This window comes from Hoeflea algicola (assembly GCF_026619415.1).
Classification (GTDB): domain Bacteria; phylum Pseudomonadota; class Alphaproteobacteria; order Rhizobiales; family Rhizobiaceae; genus Hoeflea; species Hoeflea algicola.
The window spans coordinates 3,746,464-3,772,651 of the sequence record NZ_JAOVZR010000001.1 but is presented as its reverse complement, the minus strand read 5'-3'; the positions used below and the strand labels follow the sequence as shown (position 1 = coordinate 3,772,651).

The following is a 26,188-nucleotide window of genomic DNA, read 5'->3' as shown; positions in this document are numbered from 1 at the left end:
GGCGAGGCGCAGGTTTCGGTTGCCGAACGCAAGCCGCCTCGATCCAGGTTTTTTGATCGTTTCAGGCCGCCGCAGCAGCTTTCACTTCCACGCGCCTTCCCGTTGCCTTGTCGAATGCGTGCATCTCCTTGTGCCGGATGCGGAACGAATGCCGTTCTCCTGGCGTGAAGCTGATCCCTGCCATCGCCGGGACGTCGGCAATGACCGGGGTTCCATCCTGGTCATCCAGCGTGCCGTAGACGAGCTGGGTGGAACCGAGCTGCTCGATGCGCTGGATTTCCATCCTGATCTCGGTGGTGTTCGCCTTGTCCGCCACCAGTTCGCTCGGCAGCAATTGCTCCGGGCGGAACCCTTCGAGGATGCCGCCGCGGGGAACCAGGTTCATCGCCGGCGACCCGACGAAGGTTGCCACGAAGGTATCGGCGGGCCTGTGGTATATTTCGTCAGGTGTCCCCACCTGGCGCACGACGCCGTCGGAGAGGACGGCGATCCGGTGGCCGAGCGACATGGCCTCGACCTGATCGTGCGTGACGTAGACCGTCGTCGCTTTCGTCTCGGCCTGAAACTGCTGGATTTCCTGGCGCGCAGTGGCGCGCAGCTTGGCGTCGAGATTGGACAGCGGTTCGTCCATCATGAAAACGGACGGGCTGCGCACTATGGCTCTCGCAAGTGCTACGCGCTGCCGCTCGCCACCCGACAATTGCTTCGGCTTGCGATCCAGATGGCGTTCGATCCGGAACATCCGGGCAGCCCACAGTGTACGCTCCCGGATCTGCTCGCGGCCGAGCTTCATCTTGCGCAACGGAAACTCGATGTTGGCGCGAACGGTCAGGTGCGGGTAAAGAGCATAGGTCTGGAATACCATTGCCACGTTGCGCTCGCGCGGCGTCAGGTGCGTCACATCTTTACCGTCGATCTTGATGGCCCCGGAGGTAACGGTTTCAATGCCGGCAATCATCCGCATCAAGGTGGACTTGCCGCAGCCCGATGGTCCGAGCAGGACGAGGAACTCGCCGTCGCGGACCTCGAGATCGATGCCCTTTATGGCCGAGTAGTTTCCGAACGCTTTCTTGACATTGCAAATCTCAACGAAGCTCATAGCTGGCCTCCCCAGTAATGCGCCGCGGCCGCTTGGTCGGACCGAAGGCGCGGTGTTTTCAACAGCCCGCCAGTTTCCGGAATTGCGGGGTCCGCACGACATCCCGGAACGCGTCGAGGAAAATGTCGGCATGTTCGATTCCGAAGGGCAAAGGCGGCCTGATCTTCAGGACGTTGCCTTCCACGCCGCTGGCGCTGATCAAAATGTTGCGTTCGCGCAAGGCGTTGACCACGAAAAGGCCAAGCTCTCCGTGCGGTTCCTTTGTGTCCGGATCCTTGACGAAATCGAGACCGACGAACAGGCCGGCGCCGCGAATATCTCCCGCTGCATCGATGCCGTTCGTAATGTCGCCAAGGCCGATCTTGAGATATTCGCCTACCTTGTGGGCGTTCTGCGCCAGCCCGTCCTCTTCGATCACCGTCAGCGTCGCCAGAGCGGCCGCGCAACAAACCGGGTTGCCGCCGAAAGTATTGAAATAGCGGGCATTTTCCGCGAACTTGGAAAGGAGTTCGGGACGGGCGACGACGCCACCTATCGGCAGGCCGTTACCCATAGGCTTGCCCATCAACACCAGGTCCGGCACGATGCCATGCCGCGCAAAGCCCCACATGACGCCGGTGCGGCCGAAACCGGGCTGAACTTCGTCGGCGATGAACAATGCGCCGGCCGCCCGCACCGCCTCGGCTGCGGGTTTGAGGAAGCCCGCAGGATCGGAGAAAATGCCGTCGGAGGAGAAGATCATATCGGCGACGAAGGCTGCGGGGGCGAAACCATGCCGTTCCAAATCCGCGAAGGCGTCCCTGATCGACTGAGCGAAAACCTCGCCCACCTGGTCCTTGCCTATCCGGTAGGCATCGGGAGCTGGAACCGTGCGCACGTTGGGCCAGAGCGGAACTCCCTTGCCGAGGGACGGCGACATGCGCGCGATCTGCTCGGTCAGGCCATGATAGGCATTCTCGGAGACGACAATGCCGCTGCCGCCGGTATGGGTCTTGGCGATCCGCATCGCGAGGTCCGAGGATTCGCTCCCCGTGCAGGTGAACATGACGTTCGACAGTTCGGAGGGAAAGTGGCCGAGAAGGCGCTCGGCATAGGTCAGAACCACATCGTTCAGATAGCGGGTGTGCGTGTTGAGGACCGCCATTTGCCGGGAGACAGCCTCGATCACCTTCGGGTTGCAGTGGCCGACCGAGGGCACGTTGTTGTAGACGTCGAGATGCCGCTTTCCCTTGCTATCCATGATCCAGACCCCTTCGGCGGAAGCGGCATGGACAGGGGTTTCGTAGAAAAGCTTATAGGAAGGGCCCAGGACCTTCTTGCGCCGCTCCAGCAGTGCCTGGACCTCCTCGTCCAGGTTCTCGGCAGCCTCCGGATTGAAGGAATTGATCATCAGGGGCCTAGTCATGTGAATTCTCCTTGTCGCAGGCGGCTCGGAACTGGTCCGCCACCCGGCTGTTTTCGATGCCTGAAAGATGCTGAAGGGCACGCCAGGCGTAGCCGGTATTCTTGAGTATCTGGGATGCGCGATTAGGTTGCTGGGCGGCGCGGAACTCGGTGATCGTCACGGCAAGGGCGAGCCTCACCAGAATGAGTGCCGGCAAAAGCGTGATCTCTTCTTCGCTCAATGGGGAAACGGAATCGTAGCCTGCTACCACATCGCAGGCACCGGCGAAGCCCGGTTCGCCGAAGCGAAGTTGATAGCAAGCGGCGATGGCAACGTCGTTGACCCGCTGGCTACGCGTCACATCGCCGAAGTCGATGATGCCGGTGATCGTGGTCACGTCTTGCGGATCCATCAGCAGGTTGTGGCCATTGAAGTCATTGTGGATGACTTGTGAAGGTAAATCCTTGAGCCTGTCCCAGGTATCGTTCTGGAAGCGCTCCAATATGAATGCGGGCATTGCCCAGCGGTCGGACGTGTCCGAAGGCAACAAAGGCCGTACTTCAGCGGCGTTGGCAAGATCCCAAACGAGATGACGCCGATCAGCCGGATGCTCGAAATCGGCGAGGGCATTGGCGGTTCGGGCCAGTGTTCGACCTATCATCAACGCCTGCTTGCTGCTGCGCGGAACATCGAATTGCGGGATGCCATCAAGGAACGTCATCAACTGGACGACGCGCGGGGCATCGCCGGGGATATTCGCCAACCCCTGCAGGTCGCCGTTTATGGGGATCACTTCCGGCACAGGAAGGCTCGGATCGTGCATGGCGATATGGGAGCAAGCGCGCGCGCGCAGGTCGGCGAGTTGCGGCGCTTCCGCCGAATTGTAGATTTTGAGCACGAAATGGCGACCGTCCTTGGCAAGGACCTCGAGGATTTCGTCGCGCTCCGCCACAAGGCTGGAGACCTGCCCGTGAATGGACCAGAACTGGTCGAGTATGTCTGCCGCGACCTTGGCGTCGACCTGCACGGCGGCTTTGTCGCCACCGCCGTCGAACCGGTTGAGCAGGTCGTCAGCGAGCATCGTCAACCGCCTTTACGTTCATGTCGTCGAACAGCGATATAGGAATGTCGGTCGTGTGCTTGACCGTGCGCAGCGCTATCGTGCAGCTATATCGGGCGACTGCTGCGCAGTGCTCGGTAAGCTCTTCCATCATGCTGTAGTAGTGCGCCACGTCACGGGCGACGACGCGGAGGACGTAGTCGAAGTCTCCGGTAACCGCGTAGCAATCGAGGAAATACTCCCTCGACGCCACATACCGCTCGAACGGCTGCACATGGGCCGTCAACCGGCTCTTCAAGACGATCTCGGTGAGAACCAGAAGGTGCGTGCCAAGCCGTGCGGTGTCGATGCGGGTACCACGGGACAGGATATATCCCTCGGCTTCAAGTCGGCGCAGCCGGCGCCGGCAAGGCGTCGCCGACAACCCGACCGCTTCGGCAAGGCGAGCGATCGACAACGATCCATCCTTCTGCAGCCTGGACAGGATGCGCAGATCGATCCTGTCCGGCCGCTTGACGGCCGCAGCCAGCGGCGGCTCTATCCGGATGAGGTTGTCTAGGCCCGTCGCCATTTTGACGATTCCCCGCTTTACGAGAAGTTCAGCATGACGTGACGAATGGAGGTGTAGTCCTCGAGGCTGTAGATCGATTGATCCTTGCCGTAGCCGGAGTGACGCAGGCCGCCGTGGGGCATCTCGCTGATGAGCGTGAAGTGCTGGTTCACCCAAACAGTGCCATAGCGCAATCGCGCCGCCACTTTGAGCGCCGTCGATGTGTTGGATGACCAAACGGAGGAGGCAAGCCCATAGTTGCTGTCATTTGCCCAGTCGACAACCTCTTCGGCAGTCTCAAAGCGAGAAACGGCCACCACTGGTCCGAACACCTCCCGGCGGATGATTTCGTCCTGGGTGTTGGCGCCGACCACGAGGGTGGGCTCATAGTAGAAACCATCGCCAGCCGCTGGCTTTCCTCCGGTCAGAATCTCGATGTGCTCCGACGTGCCGGCACGCTGGATGAAGCTTTCGACCCTGTCGCGTTGCCGCTGGCTGATAAGCGGACCCAGTTCCGTATCGTCGGCTTCCGGGGCACCGCTGCGAATGGTGGCGATTGCAGCATTGAGCTTTTCGACGACTTTGTCGTAGACGCCCGATTGTGCGTAGACGAGACACGCCGCACAGCAGTCCTGGCCAGCATTCTCGAAGCCGGCCGTGCGCACGGTCTCCACGGCGGCGTCGAGATCCGCGTCGTTGAAAATGATGACAGGCGCCTTGCCGCCGAGTTCCAGATGGGTGCGCTTCAGCGTGGTGACCGCCGACTGAAGGACTTTCTGTCCGGTGGTGATGTCTCCGGTCAGCGAGACCATGGCCACGCCGGGATGAGAAACGAGGGCGGAGCCGACCGACTCCCCGCGGCCGGTGATCACGTTGACGACGCCTCGCGGCAGCAGTTCCGCCAGGAACTCGCACAGCCGGAGCAATGTGAGTGGGGTTTGCTCGCTGGGCTTCACGACAACCGTATTACCGACCGAAATCGGCGCGAAAACCTTCCACGCGGCCATCATCAGCGGGAAATTCCATGGCGCAACCGAGCCAACGACGCCGACGGGATCGCGGCGAATAATTGACGTATGGTCCTGCACGTACTCGCCCGCCGCACTGCCGCTAAGAACACGACAGGCACCGGCAAAGAAGCGGATCGCATCGATGATGGCCGGCATTTCGCCGTTCAGCATGCCCGAGTACGGCTTGCCGCAGTTGAGCGATTCAAGGCGAGCATAGACCTCGATGTTCTTCCTGAGGTGATCCACGACTTCCAGCAGGAGTTCAGAGCGTTGGCGCGGCGTGGTGAGGGACCAGGACCGGAACGCCTCGCGCGCCGCCGCAACGGCTGCGTTCACCTGCTCGCTATTGGCTTCCTTGACGGTGATGAGGGTTGCGCCTGTTGCCGGGTTCAGAACCTGTTCAGTTGCGCCTGCCCCGTCAACCAGCTCGCCATTGATGAGCAGCTTCGTCGAGAACGTCGGTGTAGTGGTCATATCCATGCAATGTCTCCCTGACCGATTTCCTAGGAAGCGGCATTGGCGATTGCCGAATGACGCCACCCGATGCACTTAGTCTGGCTCGGTGGGGACAAAAGGGAAAATCCGAAATGCCTGCTACGAGGTATCGGTTTTATGGATAGGTCAGGAATCAGCGCCTGGCGTTGTAATCCTTGGCAACGGTCTTGAAAATTTCGGCCTGGTCCGTGTCGGGCGAACCTTGCCGCCACACGAGACCGACATCGAGCGTTGTAGACAGGCCATCGATCGAGCGGGCCTCCAGCCTGTCGCCCTCAAGAGTATAAGGGCGAAAAGCCAGATCGGGCATGATCGCGACACCCGCATCCGCACCAACGAGACTGCGCACCGCCTCTACCGAGGTTGTACGCAGGAACACCTTATCCATGAGTTGCTCGCGCCCCAGCCAACCAGATATCGATTCCATCAGGTCATCGACCGCTAGAAGAACGAGTTTTTGGCCACGCAAATCCGATGGCCGAACAAGGCTTTTATCAGCCAAAGGGTTTTTGGGAGAAACCCAAACCCTGTACCGCGAGCGCATGAGTGGATCGCGAGAGAGGGCGAAGGGCTCCTCGATATTGGAGGTGACCATGAGCGCCAATTGCAATTCGCCGCTTATCAGAAGATGCTCTATGAACCTTCGGTGGTCCTCTACCACCTCAACTGAAACATCAGGAAAGACACGCCGGAACCGGGCAAGAATATCTGTAAGAAAATAGCCAGCTACGAGACTGGTTACTCCAAGGCGCAACACGCCCGATACCTGCTTGCTCTGCACCGTAAAGGCGTCTTGCGCATCCTTGATCGTAGCAAGGATAAGTTTTGCGTAGCGCAGGAACCTGTGTCCCTCGTAAGTAAGGGCAATTCCGCGCGCATGGCGCTCGAAAAGCATGGTGCCGACTTGACCTTCGAGTTGGCGAATACTCTCAGTGATCGCCGACTGCGATATCCGCACCGCAGCAGCGGCCCCCGAGATCGTTCCAAGTTCAGCGGCATGAACAAAGTACTGCAACTGCCTAAAAGTGAAATGCATTGCATAGGCTCCATCAAACCGTTGACCGCTTTGGCGGGATCGACGCCCACGGGCAAGCGTCATCCTCAAGCTATCGGATCAGCCGATATATCGTCTCTTGTAAAAAATGCTACCCCCAAAGGGAATGAGGGCTTTACCCTCTTCAGAGTCGTTGGCGTCGGCAGCGAAGCTGGGACAGTCGCGCATGATGAAGGCGAAGTGACCGCAAAAGATATCCTTACGGTTGCGATCCTGCGCTTTGATCGATGCTCCCGACAAAATGGAGCCGGCAGGTCGCCTGCTCGATGGCGACCCCAATTCCTGGGGCGGCCACGGCAAATGCGTGTGGGGAGGCGATCTTGAACGAAGCAGACTACATCGTCATTGGAGCCGGCTCTTCGGGAGCTACCATTGCCGCGCGCCTGTCCGAGGATGGCCGTACTCGTGTCGTCCTTCTGGAAGCCGGCGGGTCGGATAAGAGCCTTTTCATCCAGATGCCGGCGGCCAGCTATCTCTATGCGATCGGAAACAAAAAATACGACTGGTGCATAAAGGGAGAAGCCGACCCCACGCGCCATGGCCGCCGCGATGACATGCCTCGAGGCAAGACGCTGGGCGGATCGAGTTCGATCAACGGAATGCTTTACGTGCGCGGCCAGCCGCAGGACTTCGACGACTGGGCCACACTGGGCAACCGCAACTGGGATTTCCAAAGCGTCCTGCCCTTCTTTCGCAAGGCGGAGGACAATGAGAACGGCGAGGATGAATATCACGGTGTCGGCGGGCCGCTCAAGGTTTCCAACCTACGTACCAGCCATCGTATCTCCGAGGCGTTTCTGGAAGCGGCAGTGCAGTGTGGGTTGCGCAGAACCGCCGATATCAACCGGCCGCCCAACGATGGGATCGGCTTCACGCAGGCGACGCAAATCCGCGGTCGCCGCTGCAGTTCGGCCCGTGCCTATCTGTGGCCCGCCAAGTCGCGCAAGAATCTCGATGTCCGCACCCATGCCTGGGTCAAGCGCGTCCTGCTCGACGGAAAGAAGGCGACAGGCGTCGAGTATGAGCAGGGTGGGCGCACCTGCACGCTCCGCGCACGGCGCGGCGTGATCCTTTCGGCCGGCGCATTGGCGTCGCCGCAGATTCTGATGCTTTCAGGCGTTGGCCCGGCGCAACACTTGCGGGAACATGGAATAACGCCGCTGCACGACCTTGCCGGTGTCGGCAAGAACTTTCAGGATCACCCCGGAACCAATCATACCGCATACGTCAACAGGCCGACCTACAACGTCCAGACGAACCTGATCCATAAGGCGATCTTCGGCGCACAGTGGTTGTTTCTTGGTCGCGGCCCCGGCAGTACGCCCGACACCCACGTCATAGGCTTTACCCGTTCCAAGCCAGAGCTAGCGCGCTGTGATATCCAGTATCATTTCACCCCGGTGGGATATGACTTCGGCGAAGACGGGCCGATCATGTTCGACCGACCGGCCGTGACCGGCATCACCAACATCCATCGGCCGTATTCTCGCGGTGAGATTACGCTTCGCTCCGGCGACTTCCGTGACCAGCCCTGTGTTCAATCGAACCTTTTTGGCGACGAGCGCGATATCGACACGCTAGTCGCCGGCGCCAAACTGATGCGGCGGATATTCAGCACGAATCCATTGGCGTCCTTCGTCACCGGCGAGATGTTCCCGGGCGCCCGGGTCCAGAAGGACGACGAATGGCGCGATCACGTCCGGCGTACGGCAATCGGCATTTATCACCCTGCCGGCACCTGCAAGATGGGCTCCGATGCAATGGCCGTCGTGGACGATCGCCTGGCGGTGCATGGGCTTGAGGGCCTCTATGTAGCCGACGCCTCGATCATGCCGATAATCGTCAGCGGGAACCTGAATGCCAACTGCATCATGATCGGGGAGCGTTTGGCACATTTCCTGCGAGAGGGCACCATCTGAGCGCTTTGATGGTGTCGGCAATCGACCTGCCCATCGAAGCCACACGTTAAACGGAAGTCATGGAAGGGAAAGAAAATGACAAATCTGGAGGGTAAGAAGGCCATCGTAACCGGGGCCAGTTCGGGCATCGGCAACGCTACGGCGCGTTATTTATCCGAGCAGGGCGTGGAGCTTGCCATCATCGGCAGAAGCGAGAAGAAACTCGCTGCGCTGGCAGGCGAGCTACCCGCAAAGGCCACGGCGATTGCCGGTGACATGGCCGATCCTGCGTCAATTGCCAAGGCCAGCGAACTGGCATGGGCTCAGTTGGGCAGCGTTGATGTCCTTGTCCATGCCGCAGGCGTCCTGACGCCCGCATCGATTGAAGACATGACGGTGGAGCGGTGGCGTGAGCAGATTGACGTTAATCTCTCGGGCTCTTTCTACATGATGCGGGAATCGGGCCTGCGCATGAAGCAGCAGGGACATGGCAGCATCGTCAGCATCGGCTCCGACCTGTCGTTCAAGGGCGCGCCTATGTATTCCCATTACTGTGCGGCCAAATCCGGCGTGGTGGGCCTGACACGCGCCTTTGCACTGGAACTCGCGCCAACCGTGCGTGTCAATTGCGTATGCCCCGGCCCGATCGACACACCGATGATGGAATCCGAATTCGAATGGTTCGGCGGCAGCCAGCAGACCCGCGACGAGATCATCGGCAAAATTCCGTTGAAACGCATGGGCGCTCCCGAAGAGATCGCCGCCTTCATCAGTTTCGTCGCATTTCAGGCAAGTTTCTCGACCGGTAATATCCTCAGCACGGATGGCGGAACGACTATCTGAACACCGACCAATCTCAAATCATCGAATTTAGCGAAGCCGCGCCGGAGACGGTCTCCAGCGCGGGAGAGGAAACGAAGACATGACGGCCTTGAACATAGCGATCATACCGGGCGATGGTGTGGGGGTTGAGGTAACCTCGATTGCCTGGGAGGTTTCGCTTGCCGCTGCCAGCAAGTGCGGGATTTCCTTGTCGAGCACGTCGTTTCCCTGGTCCTGCGACTACTACCTCAAGAACGGGTTCATGATGCCGGAAGACGGCATCGACACGCTGCGGCGTTTCGATGCGGTCCTGCTCGGTGCGATCGGCTGGCCGGCCAAGGTTCCCGACGACGTTTCCCTGCACGGACTGCTGCTGCGAATTCGCAAGGAGTTCGATCTTTACGCGAATATTAGGCCGCACCGCCTGCTGCCGGGAATAGTAGGTCCGTTGCGCTCGAAAGAAATCGATATCCTGTGCATCCGCGAGAACACCGAGGGAGAATATGCCGGCGCTGGTGGTCGGATCCATCGCGGCACTCGGGACGAGGTTGCCGTCGAAACCTCGATCTTCACCCGACAAGGCGTCGAGCGAATCCTCCGCTACGGATTCGAGATGGCACGCAAGCGCGGGAAGCGCCTTGCGTCGGTCACCAAGTCGAACGCACAGCGCCATTCGATGGTGTTCTGGGACGACGTCACCCGGCTTTTGGCCACTGAATATGCCGATGTCGAGGTGCATAGCTATCATGTGGACGCCCTGGCCGCGCGGATGATCATCGCGCCCGAGACATTGGATGTCGTCGTCGCATCCAATCTGTTCGGTGACATACTGTCCGATATCGGCGCGGCCATTCAGGGTGGCTTGGGTTACGCCGCTTCCGCCAATGTCGATCCGACCGGCCGATCCCCTTCGATGTTCGAGCCGGTTCATGGTTCAGCGCCCGATATCGCCGGAAAAGGACTTGCAGAATCCGATGGCGGCGATATGGTCTGCAGCCATGATGTTCGAACATCTTGGCCAGCCCGGTTTGGCGGCGACGATCACGGGGGCGTTGGAAAGGGTCTGCGCCCGTGGAATCGGAACGGGCGCCGAAACCGCCGGTACCGAAACCATTCGCGCCGAAATCCTCGGCGAAATATGATGCCCATACGGGATTTCTCAAAAACGTTATCGTGAAGGACAGACACCATGGCATTGAAGGATAAATCACTTTTCAGGCAGGCCGCACCGGTCGGCGGAAAATGGATTGAGGCCACCGCAGGCCCCGGCCTGGACGTGGTCAACCCGGCGACGGGTGCGGTGCTTGGGCGCGTGCCGCAACTGGGCGCCGGCGAGGCCCGCGAGGCGATCGAGGCTGCGAAGCGGGCCATGGAACCGTGGAGCGAGCGCACGGCCAAGGAGCGTTCAGGCCTGCTGCGGCGCTGGTTCGAACTGATCATGGCCAACAAGGACGACCTCGCCGAAATTCTCACCCTTGAGCAGGGAAAACCGCTGACCGAGGCGGCAGGCGAGATCACCTACGGAGCAAGTTTCGTCGAGTGGTTCGCCGAGGAAACACGCCGCATCTACGGGGATATCATCCCCGGCCATCAGAAGGATAAACGCATTCTGGTGATGAAGCAGCCGATCGGCGTGGTGGCGGCGATAACGCCGTGGAATTTCCCGAACGCCATGATCACGCGCAAGGTCGCGCCCGCACTCGGCGCGGGCTGCGGCGTGGTGCTGAAGCCGGCCTCACAGACACCGTTTTCAGCGATAGCGCTTGCCGTTCTAGCCGAGCGCGCGGGTATTCCCCTCGAGCTTTTCAGCGTAATTACTGGCCCGGCGCGTGAAATCGGTGGTGAAATGACCGCGAATTCCCTAGTGCGCAAAGTGACCTTTACCGGATCTACCGAGATCGGTGCGGAACTGATGCGCCAGAGCGCGGCCACGATCAAGAAGATGGGACTGGAACTGGGCGGCAATGCGCCTTTTGTGGTTTTCGATGACGCTGATCTCGATGCCGCGGTCGAAGGAACGCTGATCTCCAAGTTTCGCAACAACGGGCAGACCTGCGTTTGTGCGAACCGGATTTATGTTCAGGACAGCGTTTTCGAAGCCTATTCCGCCAAGCTATGCAAGGCGATTGCCGAACTGAAAGTGGGCGACGGAATGGAGCCCGGCGTAGTGTTAGGTCCATTGATCGACAAGGCAGCGGTCGAGAAAGTGGAGGAACACATCGCGGACGCACGATCCTTGGGCGCCAATTTGATGCTTGGCGGAGCGCGACACGAACGTGGCGGAACCTTCTTCCAGCCGACGGTGCTGACCGACGTGACAGCCGACATGCTCATTGCCAGGGAGGAGACATTCGGTCCCGTGGCTCCGCTGTTTCGTTTCACGGATGAAGCCGACGTCATCCGGCAGGCGAACGACACGGAGTTTGGGCTTGCTTCCTATTTCTATGCCAGCGACCTGTCGCGTGTATTCCGGGTCGCTGAAGCGCTCGAATACGGGATGGTCGGTGTCAACACAGGGTTGATTTCAACAGCCGAAGCTCCCTTTGGAGGCGTCAAGGCCTCAGGGCTCGGACGAGAAGGCTCCCGCTACGGAATGGAAGAATTTCTGGAACTCAAATACGTATGCCTAAGTGTTTAATGCCACGCGCGGTGGAGATTTTCCGTGAAGAAATAGGCGGCGAGCCCGAAGGGCGTCGAGGGGTGGGGCAATGGTGAGAGCGACGACGACATAACGGCAACCGGTCGAAGGACCAACGATCCGGGAAATCTGAACATGTGCACGTGCTTCGGGCACGACCAAGATGAATAGATCCAGATCAGCGGACTGCCATTAGGGCCCTGCGGACAATCGTTCCGCTTTAACGAGGCCGGAACGATGACCGCATCCCGACTTTGAAGGTTGCTAAACGTCGAAGAAGTTCCTGCCAGGCCGGCGCCATCCAATGATGCACAGGTGTGAATGTAACATTTTGAAGCAACTTGCAAATATTTGTAAGATTTTGAAAATCATAAATTCAATTAGACTACTTGTCGCCGATCAATTTGCGCGTCACAGTTTCTATATGAACAACATGAAGAATTTGAGAGCGCAAGCAAGATTAGTTGCGAGGGCCGCGCAAGGGATACTTGGGCCTCGCTCGTTGAGTCGAGTTGTCAGCGATCATATTGCTTTTTTCGAGTTCCTTAGGGAAGGCGGCGCAACGTGGGACCAGATTGCCTCGCTCATGGCAAGTGAGGGTTTGCGTTCGCGTAAGGGTAACGTCGTAAATGCCGGCGTGCTGCGGGCACTTTGCTCGCGGGCGGCGGCACATGCGTCATCTGGAAGACGCCGGTCTGAACCAAATCTACGAGCTTCCTGGCACGCTACAGTTGAACAGCGCGTCACTCCGCCAGTGGTGCCGACGGGCTCAAAATCAACAAGCGTTTCGCTGGCGGACACGATAGCTCGCACTGCACGAATTCGCGGAATTTCATCGAACGAAGGGGTTAGTAATGACGAAACTTGTGATCAAGGGAACGCTTTCAGGCCTCGAAATGGGGATTGGGAGCGATGCCCGGGAGTTCGGCTATACGCCGCGGGCGCTGGCTGAGCAGTTGCGGTTTGTTGCGATGGATTACCTTATCCTTGAACGGGACTATGCGGCGTCGCAGACGCGCGGAAATGTGTTGAAGAGCATCGCCAACGTCACGGAAGGTAATCCGGAGACGATCGGCCTGCGAGGCTTTGGCCTTGAGGGGGACGCATTGGCGGCGGTTTGCGGGCAATATCCGACCGCCTCCGTCAAGCTCCATGGCGTGGAAGACTATGAGGATATCTATGTGCCGGGACGGTTGGACCTGGAAATCGCCGCATTCAAGAAAATGGCAGCGATCCACGCAAGGAAAAGCGCGCCGGTGCTGTTCAAGGCGGAGAACATGGGGACGGGGCTTGAAGGGGCGCAGGCGCCGGATGCCTTGACCAGCAAGGAGAAACTCAAGGCGCTTGGAGAGGCGTCACCAGTCCAGTTCGCGGAGGCGATCGCCCATGCGGAAGCCTTGCTGAAGCGCACGCTTCAGGTTGGCGATGGTGCGGCGGGTCGCAATCTGAAGATGGCGGATCATGTCGAGGCGCCGCCGAAATGGAAACTGATCAACCGGGTGCTCGACCTGATCTGGCCGCTGGAGAAAGGTCCGATGCATTGGCGCACGATGGCGAAAGTGCGCAACATCATCAACCATGTGATCATCTATGTCTTCGAGACGGACGAAGAAAGCAGGCTGCGCGCGAAGAAATCCGAGCGGCTGATCAGTCTTGGAACTGACAGTGACAATGAGGACTTCCGGTTCGATCCGGGCATGCTGTCGACGATTCTGACTTACCGTCACCAGGTCAACACGCTGCGGGAAGCGGTCAAGTATGTGGAAAAGCGCAAGTTCGTAATTGAGGCGGCTCATCCCTATCCTCGGCCGGAGCATGTGATCCAGCGCATCCTGCGGTTGGAGGCAAAGGTCTTCTATCCGCTTCTCGACTGGCGGCGTGAACTGGAAGCGCGGCTTCGTCTTGGCGACTACCGGACCTCGGATGCGGGGGTGCGCCGCCCGACGGGCGGCATCTACGCCGTGCCCGGCGTGCCGACGATAACGAAAGGTCTGTCGCAGGCGGCGATCGTGGCCCGGCTTGTCCGCGCCTGGCGGGTCTTTCTAAGGGAGGGCCCGAAAGCGCCGCCGAACAAGGGCGTACGCAAGAAGCCGGCGTCGAAAGGCAAGAAGTCGATAAAAGTTGATTACCCGAAATAAGTCATTAAAAACAATATTTTGAAAAGACGTTTCGGTCGTTAGGCCAGCAAGTTTTCGCGGCCATGTCAGCCTTGTTCTTGTCGCAAAGAACAAGGAGACGGCAATGACGACAGCAACGAACAACACCCCCAAAATGAAGCCCGGCGCGAAGATGCGAGTCATCAGCTTATGCACGGGGATCGGCGGGGATGTCGCTGCATTCCGGCAGGCGGGAATTTCTCACGAGATGGTGGCAATGGCGGAATTTGATCCGCTGGCGGCTGCGGTCCTGGCGCAGAAGTTTCCCGATATCCGCAATCTCGGCGACATTACAGCAATTGACAATTGGAAGGATTATTATGGACAAGTCGATCTTCTCATCGCAGGTATCCCCTGCCAGCCCTATTCCGCAGCCGGCAGGCAGCGCGGAACCAACGACACCCGCGACCTCAGTCAGGAGGTCTTGCGCATCGTCAAGACGGTCGCGCCCAAAGTCATCCTCATCGAAAACGTCCCGCAATTCGCGACGGTCGATGAGGGAAGGCCCTTCCGGGCCTTCACCAACGGACTTCGTGACTCCACCTACACGACTGGTCATCGAGTCATCGACGCGAGCGACTTCGTCGCCCAGCGCCGCAGACGGTTGTTCCTTTGCGGACATCGCGGAGATGCCGGGACCTCACCTGATGCGCTACTCGCTCTCGCGGCGGGCAGCACAGGGAGTGCTCAGGCGGGCGGAGAGGCACCGGTATCGCCTTCATCCGTCTTTGCTGGAGGGACTGCTGTGCTGCATCCGGCGCGGCTCGGCACGCTGATGGCGAGCGGTTCAGGCATGAACCGCGCGGGTATGAAGGGCCACGAAATGGACTTTCTGGTTGTCCAGGAGTTCCCGGAACGCGGCCTTGTGGTCCGGCGACCGACGCCGCTGGAGGCGCTGAGGGCGCAGGGTTTTCCGGACAACTGGCTGGACGGCCTATCCTTCCGTGGACGGCCGTTACGCGATATCGAGAAATATCGCCTCGTCGGGAATAGCTGGCCGGTTCCGGTGACGGCGGCGATCCTTTCGCAGATGGACCGGCACTGGATGAACCCGGACTGATCGGACATTATCAGTACAAGGCATGAGGGGCCGGTGCGATTGCGCCGGCCTCTTTTCTTTCGTCTGCCGAAAAACTTTGAGATCATTAGGCCACCAACTGCGAGTGGCGCTGTTGGAATGGGACTCCATGCAAAGCAAAGGAGTTTCCCATGGGCAAGACATCATCATCTTCAAAAATATCACACCCGAAAGCAGCAGCGGGGTCTGAGCCTCCTCGCATTGTCTTCGTCGGCAGCGACAAGGGCGGCGTCGGCAAGAGCTTTGTGAGTGCTCTCGTCGCCGATCTCATGGAAATCAACGGTCGTGACTTCAGGATCGTGCAGATCGACGAACAGGACAGGCTTCCATCCCTGTTCGGCGACCGGGTGACGACCGTAGCCCCGGCGCGCCTCGATGACCTGAGACGCGACCCTGCGGCAATCGTGACGGCCTTCGATCCGCTTTATTCGGCGATAGAGCGTTCGCTTGAGGACGGTGTGGCGCTGATCGTCGACATCGGTGGCCCGCAGCAGCAACTTGTAGAAGAATATTGCGGCCTGGTCGATCTGGATGCCGACTTGCTGGAAGCCGGAGAGTCTGCGACATGGCTTGTACCAGCGACGGCGGAACCAGAGGCGATGCGTGGTGCGGTGCGAACGGCCAAGGCCGTCGAGCGGGTGCTGCCATCTGTCATGCGGGGGATTGTTCTCAACGGCCGCGACGGCCCGTTCCGATTCTATCCCGGCTCGCCTGCCGATCTGGTCTGGCGTGAGGGATTGGAACCACTCTGCCACCAAGTCAATCTTGTAAAATTGCCGGCGATCGCTCCAGGGTCGTGGCTGCCATTTGAGGCTGCGGGGAAGCGGTTTGTGGATGTGGTAGCCGCCGAAATTTCCGAGATCCAGGCATGGACCGGCCGCAGTCGTCCAGCGGCCAAAGTCTTGCGCGGTGACGTTGCCGCCTTCATCGCGCATGCCAGTCAGTCGTTCAAATCTCTGTCCCTGAATGCGCGAGGACTGAGCGATGAAGCATGATTCAAAAGCGCAGACTGACTTCGATGCGCTCGTGCAAAAAGCCATCCGCGACCGAAAAGACGGCCGGGCGGAAATCGTGCGACAGCTTTCGATTCTTCCACTCGAACAACTGGCGTCCGTGCCGCCCTCGGCACTTGCCATGATCGGTCCTGAGGGCCTGGCAGCTCTGGCCGCACAACGTGGCGAGTTTGTGGGGCTTGCCCCAAAACCCTATCCGGCAGCTACGAAGGCGATAACAACCCCTCCGTCTGTTGCAGCTACAAATCCCGGATTGTCAGCGAAATGGAGACTTCTGTCTCCAACGGCTCTGATCTGCATCGGGATCATTCTTGCCGCCCTGTCGTTCGATCGGGTCCTGGCAACGGTAGTGCCTTCAACGACCGGAGGAACGTTGTCGAGGAATGCGATGGAGTGGCCGCGCTGCTTGCGGCTCGACAGACGCACAGACGGCTGTGTTTACCGTACGGGCGGCAGCCGGCTTTCGCTCGTCAGCGCTGCTGAACTGCTGCACATCGATGTTCCCAATCTCGCTGACCTGAACCGGCATCTGGCAGGCAGCTCCAGTATGCCGCTCCCTGCAGGTTCGCTCATTGTTGTCTTGCGTGACCGGTCTCGCTTGTCAGGGAGGTCATCATGAAGCTTCATCCATTGACACCGCGCCAGCCGGTCCTGCTGGCCAACGTCTCACAGGCGGTCGCCACCATTGTTGTCACCTGTGCGCTCTTTGCAGCGATGATGACGGTGTTGCCACCTATTGCCTGGCTCGGACATCTGGACGAAGCAAGAGGTACCAACATGGCCTTTCTGTTTGGCCTCGTGCGAGACTACGTGGCGCATTCGTTCAACCGGAATGATCTGCTCGGCGCAATGATCCAACTGATCGATCTTCCGTTTGCGCTGGCCTCTGCGCTTTCCACATTCGGCGTCGGTTTGCCTGTTGGCGTCCGGGGTACCGCGGCTCTGCTGGTCGGGGCAATCGCCGGTCTGGAAGCAAGGCAGGCCGTGCTTGCCGATGTCCTCGCCGAGCCCCTCGTGTCCCACGTCAATGGGCCACAACTCGTTGCCGGAAAAGCTGCAATACGCAGCTTGTCAGCAGCCTGGGCAAAACGGTTTGGTGGCGCCGATTCCGGCGTCGAACTTGTTGCCGGTCTCACCATGCCGCGACCGCTCGAAGCGGAACATATACTGCTGGCCGGCGGGACGGGTGCTGGCAAGACGACGGTGATGGAAACCATCATGGACAGTGCGATCAAACGCGGTGACAAGATCCTCGCGCTCGACGTCAAGGGCGATGTAACCGCCCGCTTCCCTATCGACGATTTCTGTCTTCTGGCACTCGACGATGCCCGCAGCAGTCGTTGGATGCTTGGTCTTGACATAGTTACGCCGGAAGACGCGGCGGAACTGGCGACAGAAATCATCCGGGAGACGAACGATCCATCATGGTCGGCGGGTGCGCGGCAAGTGCTGACCGCGATCCTCGTTCGCCTTCAGAATGAAGCAGCTAAACGCGGAAAAGTCTGGTCATGGACAGACCTAGATCAAATCCTTTCGAAACCCGTCGCGGATCTGTTCAGGCTTCTGCGGCAAAGCGATCCGGTTGCCGCGTCACTGATCAATGTCGAGCAGGATCAAACACAGCGGCAGGCGATGTCCTTCTACTTCGTTCTGGCTGCCAATGCCGGTCAGATGGCAAAGGCCTTTGCCGCCATGGGCGGGTCTTCGCGAAATGTAACAAAATCACCGGGCGTCTCAATCCGGCGATGGGCTCGCGGAGCCGGCAGTGCAAACCTGATCCTGCGCCAATCACGGCGGCAGCCTGAGCTTTCTGCGTCGATGTTCCGGATCGTGTTGAAGATCGTTGCCGACAATGCCGGCTCAATATCTTACTCAGACGGCAAAAGTCCTCCGGCCACCTGGCTCTGCCTTGATGAGCTACCACAGCTTGGACATTCGCCCGCTATACCCCGTCTTGCAGCGATCGGTCGATCCCTTGGCGTAAGGATCGTGGCGGCAATCCAGTCTCCGGCACAGCTCAAGGAAATCTATGGGGCGGATGGTGCACAGCACCTGCTCGACAACATGACGACGAAGATCGTAGGTCGGCTCGCGAGCGGCAGCACCGCGTCAGAAATTTCCTCTATATGGATCGGCAACCGAACCGTCTCCTGGATGGAGGAGACAGGCCATGGCCCGGACGGAAAGCCGCGATCGGAGCGGAAGACACAGGGAATCCCTGTCGTCGATCCGCAATTCCTTTCCGACGCTCTCGGGCTCACCGCCCGCTCGGCCAAAAGTTCGCGCATCAGAGCCCTCGTCATAGGTCACGGCAATATAGCAATGCTCAGTTGGCCTGTTGGTCTCTGGAACGCGCGGAGACCTGCGGATGTCCCGCGACAAGGGCACGGCCGCTCATGAAGAACAACGTTGACCTGGCTCCGCGCAAGCTGGCCATGATCATCGTCGATGCCTCGGGAAAAGACAGCCCGATGCTGCCCCTGAAACAGACAGCACGTCTGCCATGCCCGGGGTCGATGCGACCCCGGGCATCGAAAAAGAGATGAGCATATCGGAGCGTCGAGCATGGCGGTGCTCCGCAAGGAGGACGACGCGGGAATTCGCGCATGTCGCGACCGGTTAGCCGGGTTGCCGCAGGAGCGTCAGCAAAGCGCCTTCGGAGAAGGGACGCGGGACCGACAGCCCCCGGCAAGGCATTCCGTTCCGGACACCACAGCGGGATGGGCCTCCTTTTGGATACTAAAAAATAGACAATAAAAACATACGCTTAAAAGTCTTCTGAGGTCATTAGGCCAGCAACCTTTTTGAGCCGGGCGACCATGGAGTCATCAAGGAGATGAACCATGGTGGCAACCTGGACCCCCGCGGCGAGCGCGGACTATTACACGAAGCAGACGGCATACTACACGGGCGAAACAGGTGTTGAGCCGCGCGGTGTGTGGTTTGCCCCGGCAGGCGATCATGGCCTTGTCGACGGAGCCGTCGTTGAGGCTGCTCTATTCGATCGCCTGTTCTCCGGCAAGGATGCCGAGGGGCAATCCCTTGTCACCAATGGCGGCGGTCGCATCAATCGGGTTCCAGCTTTCGATGTGACGCTGTCCGCGCCGCGGTCAGTGTCCTTGATGTGGGCGCTCGGCGGTGCAGATACGCGATCTGCCATCGAAGCCGCGCATGCGGATGCGGTTCGCCAGACGCTCCAGCTTGTGGAAAAGGAAGCGGCGTTTGCTCGGCGCGGCCGGGGCGGTAGCCGGATCGAACGGGTCTCTTTGTCGGCGGCGGTCTTCCGCCATGGCGAAAGCAGGCCGGCAGAGCATGCCGATGGCTTCACATTTGCCGATCCGAACCTTCATACCCATTGCGTTATTCTCAACCTGGCGACGCGGTCGGACAAATCGGTTGGAGCACTGCATTCCACCGTCTTGCGCGACTGGAAGATGGCCACAGGAGCCACCTATCACGCAGCTCTCGCTGCGGGGGTGATGAAGGCAGGTCTTCAGATCGACCGTATTGGCTCCAACGGCGTCTTCGAGATTGCAAGCGTGGCTGATGAAACGATCACCTACTTCTCCGCCCGTCGTCAGGAAATTGTGGAAGAACTGAAAACAGCGGGCGAGCACGCTGAGCGGTCGGCCGCCCTTGCTGCAGCGATTGCGCGGTCTAGTCGCAAGGTGAAGGACAAGGACGGAATTGACCGGGAACTGGCCTGGCGCGATGCAACACGCCGTATCGGTTTTACGGCAGTGGCTGTCATTGAAAACCAGCGCCGATCCTTTGACGACGCAGGCCAACACAATGAAGCTGTTGCCGAACGGCTGGCAGCCATTCCCGCGAAGCTGACTGAAACCAGAAGCGTGTTTGAGCGTCGCGATGTTGTGCGCGCCGTAGCAGAAGCCTTGGTCGGCTCGGGTCTCGGGGCCGAGCGCATTGACGTGGAAGTGTCCAAACTGCTGGAGACCGCAGAGGTTGTGGAACTTGGCCGCGACCGCATCGGCCTTCCACGTTATTCGACGCCGGAGATGGTCCGGATCGAGCGCGAAGTGGTCGATATGGCCGCTGGAATGGCGAAATCCCTCAGCTTCCAGATCGATGGCGAGCGTCTTGTTGCCGACTGTCGCAAGAGAGGGCTGAGCGAAGAGCAGCAGATTGCTGTCACATATGCGACCGGCAAAGCGGGGATCGCGGTTGTCGAGGGAGCGCCCGGGACCGGCAAAACGACCTTGCTTGCACCTGCGGTCACAGCCTGGAAGACGGCCGGATACCGCGTCGTTGGTGCTGCGAGCGCCTGGAGAGTTGCAAATACCCTTCGCGACGATCTCGATATTGAGGCGCGGGCCACAGCCTCCTGGCTTGCGCGGGCAGAACACGGGTTACCGTTCCTCGATGCGAAAACTGTTCTGATCATCGATGAAGCGGGGCTCTTGGCTTCGCGAGACATGCACGGTCTTCTAACCGCCGCTCGGGTTGCCGGGGCAAAAGTGCTTCTCACTGGCGATCGCGGTCAATTGCAAGCGATCGGAGCGGGGTCAGGCCTGCGGCTTGTTGCCGAGGCGATCGAGGCAGTCCGTGTTCAAACCATTGTCCGGCAACGCGAGGCCTGGGCCCGTGATGCCGTGGCAGCCTTCGGGCGGGGGCAGGCTGACAAGGCGCTTGCCGGGTTTGCCGAGCGGAACCTATTGATTGAAGCGGATGGTGAGAAGGCCGCAGTCAAGGCCGTGGTTGATCGTGTCGACCAATACCTCGGGTCGTCAAAGCCGAACTCCTTCCTGATCGTCGCGAAAACCAATGCTGAAGTGGCGGCAATCAGCCGAGAGGTCCGCACACGCCTGCGCGAAAAACACCTCATTCGGGGCGAGGACATCGGGATCGATGCCGTTACTCCGTCTGGACATGCAAACCGCGTCGACATTGCTGCAGGAGACCAGATTCGGTTCCTGGTCCGAAATGACAGGGTCGGTGTGATCAACGGTACAGTCGGCCGAGTGATTGCTGTCAAGCCTGTTGGTCCCGGCACGGACAGAGCATTCCGCAATCATGCAACCCTCACAGTGAGGATCGGTGACAGAACCGTCCAGTTCGACAGTTCCGAACTTACAGACGAGCAGGGCCGGGCGAGACTTGGGCTGGCCTATGCCTCGACAATCTACGGTGCCCAGGGTGCGACCGTCGAGCAGACCGCAGTTCTCGTTTCCCCCGCCTTTGACCGGCATGACATCTATGTCGCGGTAAGCCGCGCCAGGGGCGAAACCGCTCTGGTTGTGGATAGTCGACGGATCGACAAGGAGATGGCAGCGGCAGATTTGAGCCTGCCTGAACCGGACCAGGATAGCCGCAGGCGCTGGCTCGGCGAGCGCATGGCAATCGCGCATATCAAACAGACAACGCTCGACTATCTGCCGAGCGAACGCGATGCGCCCGAGCCAGTGCGAAGCAGGACCTGGGAGGCTGACCATGCGCTCTGATGCCGTCTCTCAGGATCGTCCTGTGCTTCGCTATCGCCCCGGCATTCCCGTGCCAGAGCGACGCAGAAAGCCACGTCCGCGCCGAAACCATGCCGCTGAGCGGGCCATGCCGGATCTCATTCTCGACATGTCCGAACGCCCGCGCGTGTCTGCCGACGAGGTCGCGGCCATCGAAACCCATCTCGCTGATCAGATCAGCGAGCTGCTTACCCGGTGCTCCAACTCATCAGGCTGTACCGCGAATACAAACCACACAACCAACAAAGGAAACTGAACATGAACACTGCTCAACCTACACCCGCATCGGTCGCTGCTCCGAAAAACACAATCGCCAAGTCGCTTCCCAAGTCCCAGTCGCTGACAAACTGGGGCTTGAAGGATGTCATCCACGACGTGCGAACGTCTGCATTCTGTGGTCCAACCGCGGTGGCTGCGATTACAGGGCAGCCCATATCGGTGGTGCGCGATGCCTACCGCTTTGTCCGCTTCGAACACCGCTGGATCGGCTTTCCTCGCCGTCCGCCAATAATGGGAACCACCAGCGAGGAACTCGCGTCTGTTCTCAGGCTATTCGGCTTTGATGGCCATTGGGAATACCACACCGATAAGCCGACCTTGGCTGCCTACCTCAAAGCTCGCCAAGGCTATTGTCGCACACACCCGACAGCCGTCTTTTTTGGACGGCACGTAGTTGCCATCAAAGGTTGGGAATTTTGCGACACCTTTACAGACGGGCAAGTTGTCGAAGCTGATGACGCTCCCCATCGCCGCAAACGTGTAAAAGCCGTTTTTGTCATCACCGAACAAATCGCGCCGACAACATTCCCACGAAAGTGGATCTTGTGAGTGGGTTGACATGTCAACTCGCCGAAGAAAATGCCGGACATCACAGAGGCTGTCCGGTAGTCAAAAACCAGGAACAAAGCGAAGAACAGGAGATTACGGGCATGGCAAAGACACTCATGAAACAATTGGCGGCCGGTGATGTGGCTCCCACATTGCGTGTCGCTGCCTACCTGCGTGTATCGACCGGACGCCAGGCCGACTCCGATCTGTCGATTCCGGACCAGAGAAAACAGCTCTCCGGTTTCTGCACATCAAAAGTCTGGCATATTGTCGAGGAGTTCGTTGAATCAGGCGCCTCTGCGACCGATGACAACCGGCCCGAATTTCAGCGAATGATTGAACGCGCAACGGATGCCGATCATCCATTTGATGTTATCGTCGTTCACTCATATTCTCGGTTTTTCCGTGATAGCTTCCAGCTGGAATTTTATCTCAGACGGCTTGCCAAGGCTGGCGTCCGACTGGTGTCAATTACCCAGGAACTCAATGACGATCCTGCCCAGGTCATGATGCGTCAGGTGATCGCGCTCTTTGACGAATACCAGTCAAAGGAGAACGCGAAACATGTTTTGCGAGCGATGAAAGAAAACGCGCGACAAGGCTTCTACAACGGGTCACCCGTTCCCCTGGGTTACCGCGCTGTCGAGGTCGAACGACGTGGCACGAAGGTCAAGAAGCAGCTGGAAATCGACCCTGTCGATGCCGAAACGATACGGCTTATTTACAGGCTCTATCTGTATGGCGATGGCAAATCCGGCCCGCTTGGCATCAAGGAAATCGTCAAGCGGCTCAACAGTGAAGGATACCGGACCAAGCGCAATTCGAGATTTGGCGTTGGCACCTTGCACGCCATTCTGACTAACCGCGTCTATATCGGCGAATGGGTCTTCAATAAACGGGATTCCAAGACATTCAAGGACAAGCCCGTTTCTGAACACATCATGGTGCCTGTGCCCGCCATTATCGAACGTTCGGAGTTTGAAATGGTCCAACAGACCCTCAGGCAGCGCAATCCCCGCGTGACGCCGCCTCGGGTTGTGACTGGGCCGATCCTCCTGACCGGCCTTGCCACCTGCGCGACCTGTGGCGGCGGCATGACGCTCAGAACAGGAACATCGCGCAGCGGCAAGATACACCGCTATTACACCTGCTCGAACGCGGCACGTGCCGGTAAGTCCGCATGCAAGGGACGCTCCATCAGGATGGATACACTCGACACGCTGGTCGTCGACAATCTATCCGAACGATTGTTCACCTCCGAACGGCTCGCCGACATCCTGTCAGCGATTTCGGCAAATCGTGCTGCCAAGTCGGCAGAAGTTGATCAACGCATCATCCGATTGCAGAGCGAACTAACTGACACGGAAACCCGATTGAAGCGGATCTATTCCATGGTCGAGGATGGCAGTGCCGAAATGGATGACATCCTTCATGACCGTATCACTTCGCTCAAGCTTGACCGCGATCGCCTGAAGGCCTCGCTGGAGCGGATCAAAACCCATGCAGTTCCGGCTGCCAATATTCCGCCGGCAGTGATCGAAGAGTTCGGGCGCATGATGCGGGAGAACATAGCGACCGGCGAAATTCCCTTCAGGAAAGCCTATCTCAAATCCGTCGTCGACCAGGTGATCGTCGACGACAAACAGATACGGATCGTCGGTTCAAAACACATGATAGAAAGCGCCGTATTCGGCGGCAAAAAAATTTCCCAGGGTGTTCGCAGTTTTGAACGGAAGTGGCGCGCCCGAAAGGATTCGAACCTCTGACCCCCAGATTCGTAGTCTGGTGCTCTATCCAGCTGAGCTACGGGCGCGCATGCAAAGCGAAAAATCGCCTGCGAGGCCGTTCTCCTAAAACGGACCGCCGGGGATTGCAAGCGGATTTGGCGAAAAAAGCGCCCCCCGCCAAATTCGATCGCTGCAACGCACTAAAGTTGCCCGGAAACGGCGATTACCGAGCTCTCTTGGCCATCAGCGGACTCTCAGCCGGCTTTGGTTAACGTCGCAATCGGGTTCAACAAACCCGGCATATGTCCGCACACCGGGCCGGAGAATCAGCACGGGCGGCCACATGTCAATCGAGTGATCCGGGCCCAGGCAAGAGCCTGTGTGGAACACGGCAAATGCCATGCACGCCCCTTGCCGGCTCAGGCGCGGACGCGGAACGTGTCGAGCGGGACCGGCTGGTCGGGTAATTCGATCCGGAACGCGGTGCCTCGGGTAACCGTGTCGTCGAGTGTAATCGAACCGCCATGGGCGAGCACCAGCTCGCGGGCAATCGCCAGCCCGAGCCCGGTGCCGCCGGAGCGGGCCGAGCCGCGAAACGGCTTGAAAAGGTATTCGCGGGCCTTGGCCGGCAGTCCCGGTCCGGTGTCGGCCACTCGAATTTCCACCACCGAGCCCGAACGCTTTGCTGACAGCGTGATGCGGCGAACCAGGGCAGCGTCGTCGCTGGGATCGGTTTCAAACGCCTGCACGGCGTTGCGAACCAGATTATAGATCACCCGGAACATCTGCTCGCTGTCGGCCTCGATTTCGAGCGCCGTGTCGACATCGAGGATGATATCGATGCCAGGATCGGATTCCTCGATGACAATGTCACGGACTTCTTCGACCAGCGCGGCCAGATTGATGAAACGCCGCCGCGGCTGCGCCTCGCGCGCCTTGCCATAAGCCATCACTTCGCTGGAATAGCCGACGGCGCGGTCGATGGTGCGCAACAGTTTGGGCGCGAAGCGTTTGACCAGCGGGTCATCAACCATCGACAGGCGGTCGGACATCAATTGCGCCGAGGTCAGGATGTTGCGCATGTCGTGGTTGATCTTGGAGACGGCAAGGCCGAGATCGGCGAGATGGCGCTGCTCTTTCAAGGTCTGCTGCAGCCTGGTCTGCATTTGCGCCAGGTGCCCTTCGGCCGCGGCCAGTTCATCAACCGGTGGTCCGGGCACAATGATGTTGGCGGGGTTTTCCGGATCCTCGGAATAGGCCTGCATGTTCTCCGTCACCCGCTTTACCGGGCGAATCAACATCCGGTTGATGGAGAAGAACATCAGGCTGGCGGTGATCACCGAGATCAATACCGAGAGCAGGAACACGTTGCGGCCGTAAATCAGCATGGCGTGACGCAGCGGCGCATCATCAAGCACCAGGTCGATGATCATGTCGGGATCACCGCCCACCGGGCCATAGACGCGCATGATGCGGTCGCCGCCGAACAGGATCGTGTCAAAAGCATCAATGACCGCCCGCAGCGGCGATATCGAGGCCAGGTTATATTGATGAGTGACCATCGGCAGCTTGTCGACGGAAGCGATCATCCGGAACATGCCGTCCTTGCGCAGCGCAATGGCCTTGGTACCGGTCGCCATCAGCGTGTCGTCCTGGATCGCCTGCGGCAACTCCATCTCGTTGACGCCTTCGATCACCACAGCCGCGGCGCCGGCTGTGTTGAGCCGGTCCTCGAGCCAGCGCACCCTGGTGTTGGCAACCGAGGGTACGAAGATCAGCACCTCGGCGATCATCACGAACAGGATTGTCAGCCACAACAGCTTCGAGGAGAAACTTGTCGCCCCTGGCCAGAACCGGCGGGCAGGCCGTTGGGTTTCCACGTTCGACATGATCCACTCT

19 protein-coding genes, 1 tRNA gene and 1 pseudogene are annotated in these 26,188 nt (G+C 59.3%); 13 read left to right on the top strand and 8 right to left on the bottom strand.

Going from position 1 to position 26,188, the window contains the following annotated elements:
* Nucleotides 1-61: 61 nt before the first annotated feature.
* From OEG84_RS18360 to OEG84_RS18335, 6 genes are all read right to left on the bottom strand, one after another.
* A complete protein-coding gene (locus tag OEG84_RS18360; RefSeq protein WP_267655069.1) occupies nucleotides 62-1,099 on the bottom strand; it encodes an ABC transporter ATP-binding protein in 1,038 nt (345 codons plus the stop codon).
* A gap of 58 nt (nucleotides 1,100-1,157) precedes the next feature.
* Nucleotides 1,158-2,504, bottom strand: a complete 1,347-nt coding sequence (locus tag OEG84_RS18355; protein WP_267655068.1) for an aspartate aminotransferase family protein — start codon at nucleotides 2,502-2,504, stop codon at nucleotides 1,158-1,160.
* Nucleotides 2,497-3,510, bottom strand: coding sequence for a phosphotransferase (locus OEG84_RS18350; protein WP_267655067.1), 1,014 nt, complete (start codon nucleotides 3,508-3,510; stop codon nucleotides 2,497-2,499). The genes OEG84_RS18355 and OEG84_RS18350 overlap by 8 nt, the downstream gene beginning before the upstream one ends.
* 43 nt (nucleotides 3,511-3,553) lie before the next feature.
* Nucleotides 3,554-4,114: an Lrp/AsnC family transcriptional regulator gene (locus OEG84_RS18345; protein ID WP_267655066.1), complete on the bottom strand. Its 561-nt coding sequence runs from the start codon at nucleotides 4,112-4,114 to the stop codon at nucleotides 3,554-3,556.
* Nucleotides 4,115-4,131: 17 nt separating this feature from the next.
* The gene (locus OEG84_RS18340) at nucleotides 4,132-5,583 is read right to left on the bottom strand and encodes a gamma-aminobutyraldehyde dehydrogenase (protein ID WP_267655065.1); all 1,452 of its coding nucleotides are present in this window, start codon (nucleotides 5,581-5,583) and stop codon (nucleotides 4,132-4,134) included.
* Between the two features lie 148 nt (nucleotides 5,584-5,731).
* Nucleotides 5,732-6,634: a LysR family transcriptional regulator gene (locus tag OEG84_RS18335; protein WP_267655064.1), complete on the bottom strand. Its 903-nt coding sequence runs from the start codon at nucleotides 6,632-6,634 to the stop codon at nucleotides 5,732-5,734.
* A 338-nt stretch (nucleotides 6,635-6,972) separates the two neighbouring features.
* Here OEG84_RS18335 and OEG84_RS18330 point away from each other — a divergent pair, with 338 nt between their 5' ends.
* The 13 genes and pseudogenes from OEG84_RS18330 (at nucleotide 6,973) to OEG84_RS18270 (ending at nucleotide 24,328) form a co-directional block, all read left to right on the top strand.
* A complete protein-coding gene (locus OEG84_RS18330; protein ID WP_267655063.1) occupies nucleotides 6,973-8,571 on the top strand; it encodes a GMC family oxidoreductase in 1,599 nt (532 codons plus the stop codon).
* A 75-nt stretch (nucleotides 8,572-8,646) separates the two neighbouring features.
* The gene (locus OEG84_RS18325) at nucleotides 8,647-9,393 is read left to right on the top strand and encodes an SDR family NAD(P)-dependent oxidoreductase (RefSeq protein ID WP_267655062.1); all 747 of its coding nucleotides are present in this window, start codon (nucleotides 8,647-8,649) and stop codon (nucleotides 9,391-9,393) included.
* A gap of 79 nt (nucleotides 9,394-9,472) precedes the next feature.
* Nucleotides 9,473-10,514 (top strand): annotated as a pseudogene (locus OEG84_RS18320) (tartrate dehydrogenase).
* A gap of 47 nt (nucleotides 10,515-10,561) precedes the next feature.
* The gene (locus OEG84_RS18315) at nucleotides 10,562-12,010 is read left to right on the top strand and encodes an NAD-dependent succinate-semialdehyde dehydrogenase (protein ID WP_267655061.1); all 1,449 of its coding nucleotides are present in this window, start codon (nucleotides 10,562-10,564) and stop codon (nucleotides 12,008-12,010) included.
* An 854-nt stretch (nucleotides 12,011-12,864) separates the two neighbouring features.
* Entirely contained in the window at nucleotides 12,865-14,148 is a 1,284-nt protein-coding gene (locus tag OEG84_RS18310) for a hypothetical protein (RefSeq protein WP_267655060.1), read from the top strand.
* A gap of 103 nt (nucleotides 14,149-14,251) precedes the next feature.
* Nucleotides 14,252-15,226, top strand: coding sequence for a DNA cytosine methyltransferase (locus OEG84_RS18305; protein WP_267655059.1), 975 nt, complete (start codon nucleotides 14,252-14,254; stop codon nucleotides 15,224-15,226).
* Nucleotides 15,227-15,375: 149 nt separating this feature from the next.
* A complete protein-coding gene (locus tag OEG84_RS18300) occupies nucleotides 15,376-16,239 on the top strand; it encodes a P-loop NTPase family protein (protein WP_267655058.1) in 864 nt (287 codons plus the stop codon).
* Nucleotides 16,229-16,876, top strand: a complete 648-nt coding sequence (locus OEG84_RS18295) for a hypothetical protein (RefSeq protein WP_267655057.1) — start codon at nucleotides 16,229-16,231, stop codon at nucleotides 16,874-16,876. Before OEG84_RS18300 ends, OEG84_RS18295 begins: the two co-directional genes overlap by 11 nt.
* Complete coding sequence (locus OEG84_RS18290) at nucleotides 16,873-18,657, top strand: type IV secretion system DNA-binding domain-containing protein (protein ID WP_267655056.1); 1,785 nt, start codon at nucleotides 16,873-16,875, stop codon at nucleotides 18,655-18,657. Before OEG84_RS18295 ends, OEG84_RS18290 begins: the two co-directional genes overlap by 4 nt.
* A 443-nt stretch (nucleotides 18,658-19,100) precedes the next feature.
* On the top strand, nucleotides 19,101-21,716 hold the full coding sequence (mobF, locus tag OEG84_RS18285; protein WP_267655055.1) for a MobF family relaxase: 2,616 nt from the start codon (nucleotides 19,101-19,103) through the stop codon (nucleotides 21,714-21,716).
* Nucleotides 21,706-21,990 (top strand): hypothetical protein, encoded by a 285-nt coding sequence (locus OEG84_RS18280; RefSeq protein ID WP_267655054.1) that lies wholly within the window; start codon nucleotides 21,706-21,708, stop codon nucleotides 21,988-21,990. The genes mobF and OEG84_RS18280 overlap by 11 nt, the downstream gene beginning before the upstream one ends.
* Nucleotides 21,991-21,992: 2 nt before the next feature.
* The gene (locus tag OEG84_RS18275; protein ID WP_267655053.1) at nucleotides 21,993-22,562 is read left to right on the top strand and encodes a hypothetical protein; all 570 of its coding nucleotides are present in this window, start codon (nucleotides 21,993-21,995) and stop codon (nucleotides 22,560-22,562) included.
* A 101-nt stretch (nucleotides 22,563-22,663) separates the two neighbouring features.
* On the top strand, nucleotides 22,664-24,328 hold the full coding sequence (locus OEG84_RS18270) for a recombinase family protein (RefSeq protein WP_267655052.1): 1,665 nt from the start codon (nucleotides 22,664-22,666) through the stop codon (nucleotides 24,326-24,328).
* Here the strand turns inward: OEG84_RS18270 and OEG84_RS18265 are convergent.
* Nucleotides 24,299-24,375 (bottom strand) — tRNA-Arg (locus OEG84_RS18265). The genes OEG84_RS18270 and OEG84_RS18265 overlap by 30 nt on opposite strands.
* Nucleotides 24,376-24,708: 333 nt before the next feature.
* A complete protein-coding gene (locus OEG84_RS18260; RefSeq protein WP_267655051.1) occupies nucleotides 24,709-26,178 on the bottom strand; it encodes a sensor histidine kinase in 1,470 nt (489 codons plus the stop codon).
* Nucleotides 26,179-26,188: the final 10 nt, after the last annotated feature.

Bases quoted from the DNA above. Each gene is read 5' to 3' on its own strand.
- OEG84_RS18360 (WP_267655069.1), bottom strand. From the start codon at position 1,099: ATGAGCTTCGTTGAGATTTGCAATGTCAAGAAAGCGTTCGGAAACTAC.
- OEG84_RS18355 (WP_267655068.1), bottom strand. From the start codon at position 2,504: ATGACTAGGCCCCTGATGATCAATTCCTTCAATCCGGAGGCTGCCGAG.
- OEG84_RS18345 (WP_267655066.1), bottom strand. From the start codon at position 4,114: ATGGCGACGGGCCTAGACAACCTCATCCGGATAGAGCCGCCGCTGGCT.
- OEG84_RS18340 (WP_267655065.1), bottom strand. From the start codon at position 5,583: ATGGATATGACCACTACACCGACGTTCTCGACGAAGCTGCTCATCAAT.
- OEG84_RS18335 (WP_267655064.1), bottom strand. From the start codon at position 6,634: ATGCATTTCACTTTTAGGCAGTTGCAGTACTTTGTTCATGCCGCTGAA.
- OEG84_RS18325 (WP_267655062.1), top strand. From the start codon at position 8,647: ATGACAAATCTGGAGGGTAAGAAGGCCATCGTAACCGGGGCCAGTTCG.
- OEG84_RS18315 (WP_267655061.1), top strand. From the start codon at position 10,562: ATGGCATTGAAGGATAAATCACTTTTCAGGCAGGCCGCACCGGTCGGC.
- OEG84_RS18310 (WP_267655060.1), top strand. From the start codon at position 12,865: ATGACGAAACTTGTGATCAAGGGAACGCTTTCAGGCCTCGAAATGGGG.
- OEG84_RS18305 (WP_267655059.1), top strand. From the start codon at position 14,252: ATGACGACAGCAACGAACAACACCCCCAAAATGAAGCCCGGCGCGAAG.
- OEG84_RS18300 (WP_267655058.1), top strand. From the start codon at position 15,376: ATGGGCAAGACATCATCATCTTCAAAAATATCACACCCGAAAGCAGCA.
- OEG84_RS18295 (WP_267655057.1), top strand. From the start codon at position 16,229: ATGAAGCATGATTCAAAAGCGCAGACTGACTTCGATGCGCTCGTGCAA.
- OEG84_RS18290 (WP_267655056.1), top strand. From the start codon at position 16,873: ATGAAGCTTCATCCATTGACACCGCGCCAGCCGGTCCTGCTGGCCAAC.
- mobF (WP_267655055.1), top strand. From the start codon at position 19,101: ATGGTGGCAACCTGGACCCCCGCGGCGAGCGCGGACTATTACACGAAG.
- OEG84_RS18280 (WP_267655054.1), top strand. From the start codon at position 21,706: ATGCGCTCTGATGCCGTCTCTCAGGATCGTCCTGTGCTTCGCTATCGC.
- OEG84_RS18275 (WP_267655053.1), top strand. From the start codon at position 21,993: ATGAACACTGCTCAACCTACACCCGCATCGGTCGCTGCTCCGAAAAAC.
- OEG84_RS18270 (WP_267655052.1), top strand. From the start codon at position 22,664: ATGGCAAAGACACTCATGAAACAATTGGCGGCCGGTGATGTGGCTCCC.
- OEG84_RS18260 (WP_267655051.1), bottom strand. From the start codon at position 26,178: ATGTCGAACGTGGAAACCCAACGGCCTGCCCGCCGGTTCTGGCCAGGG.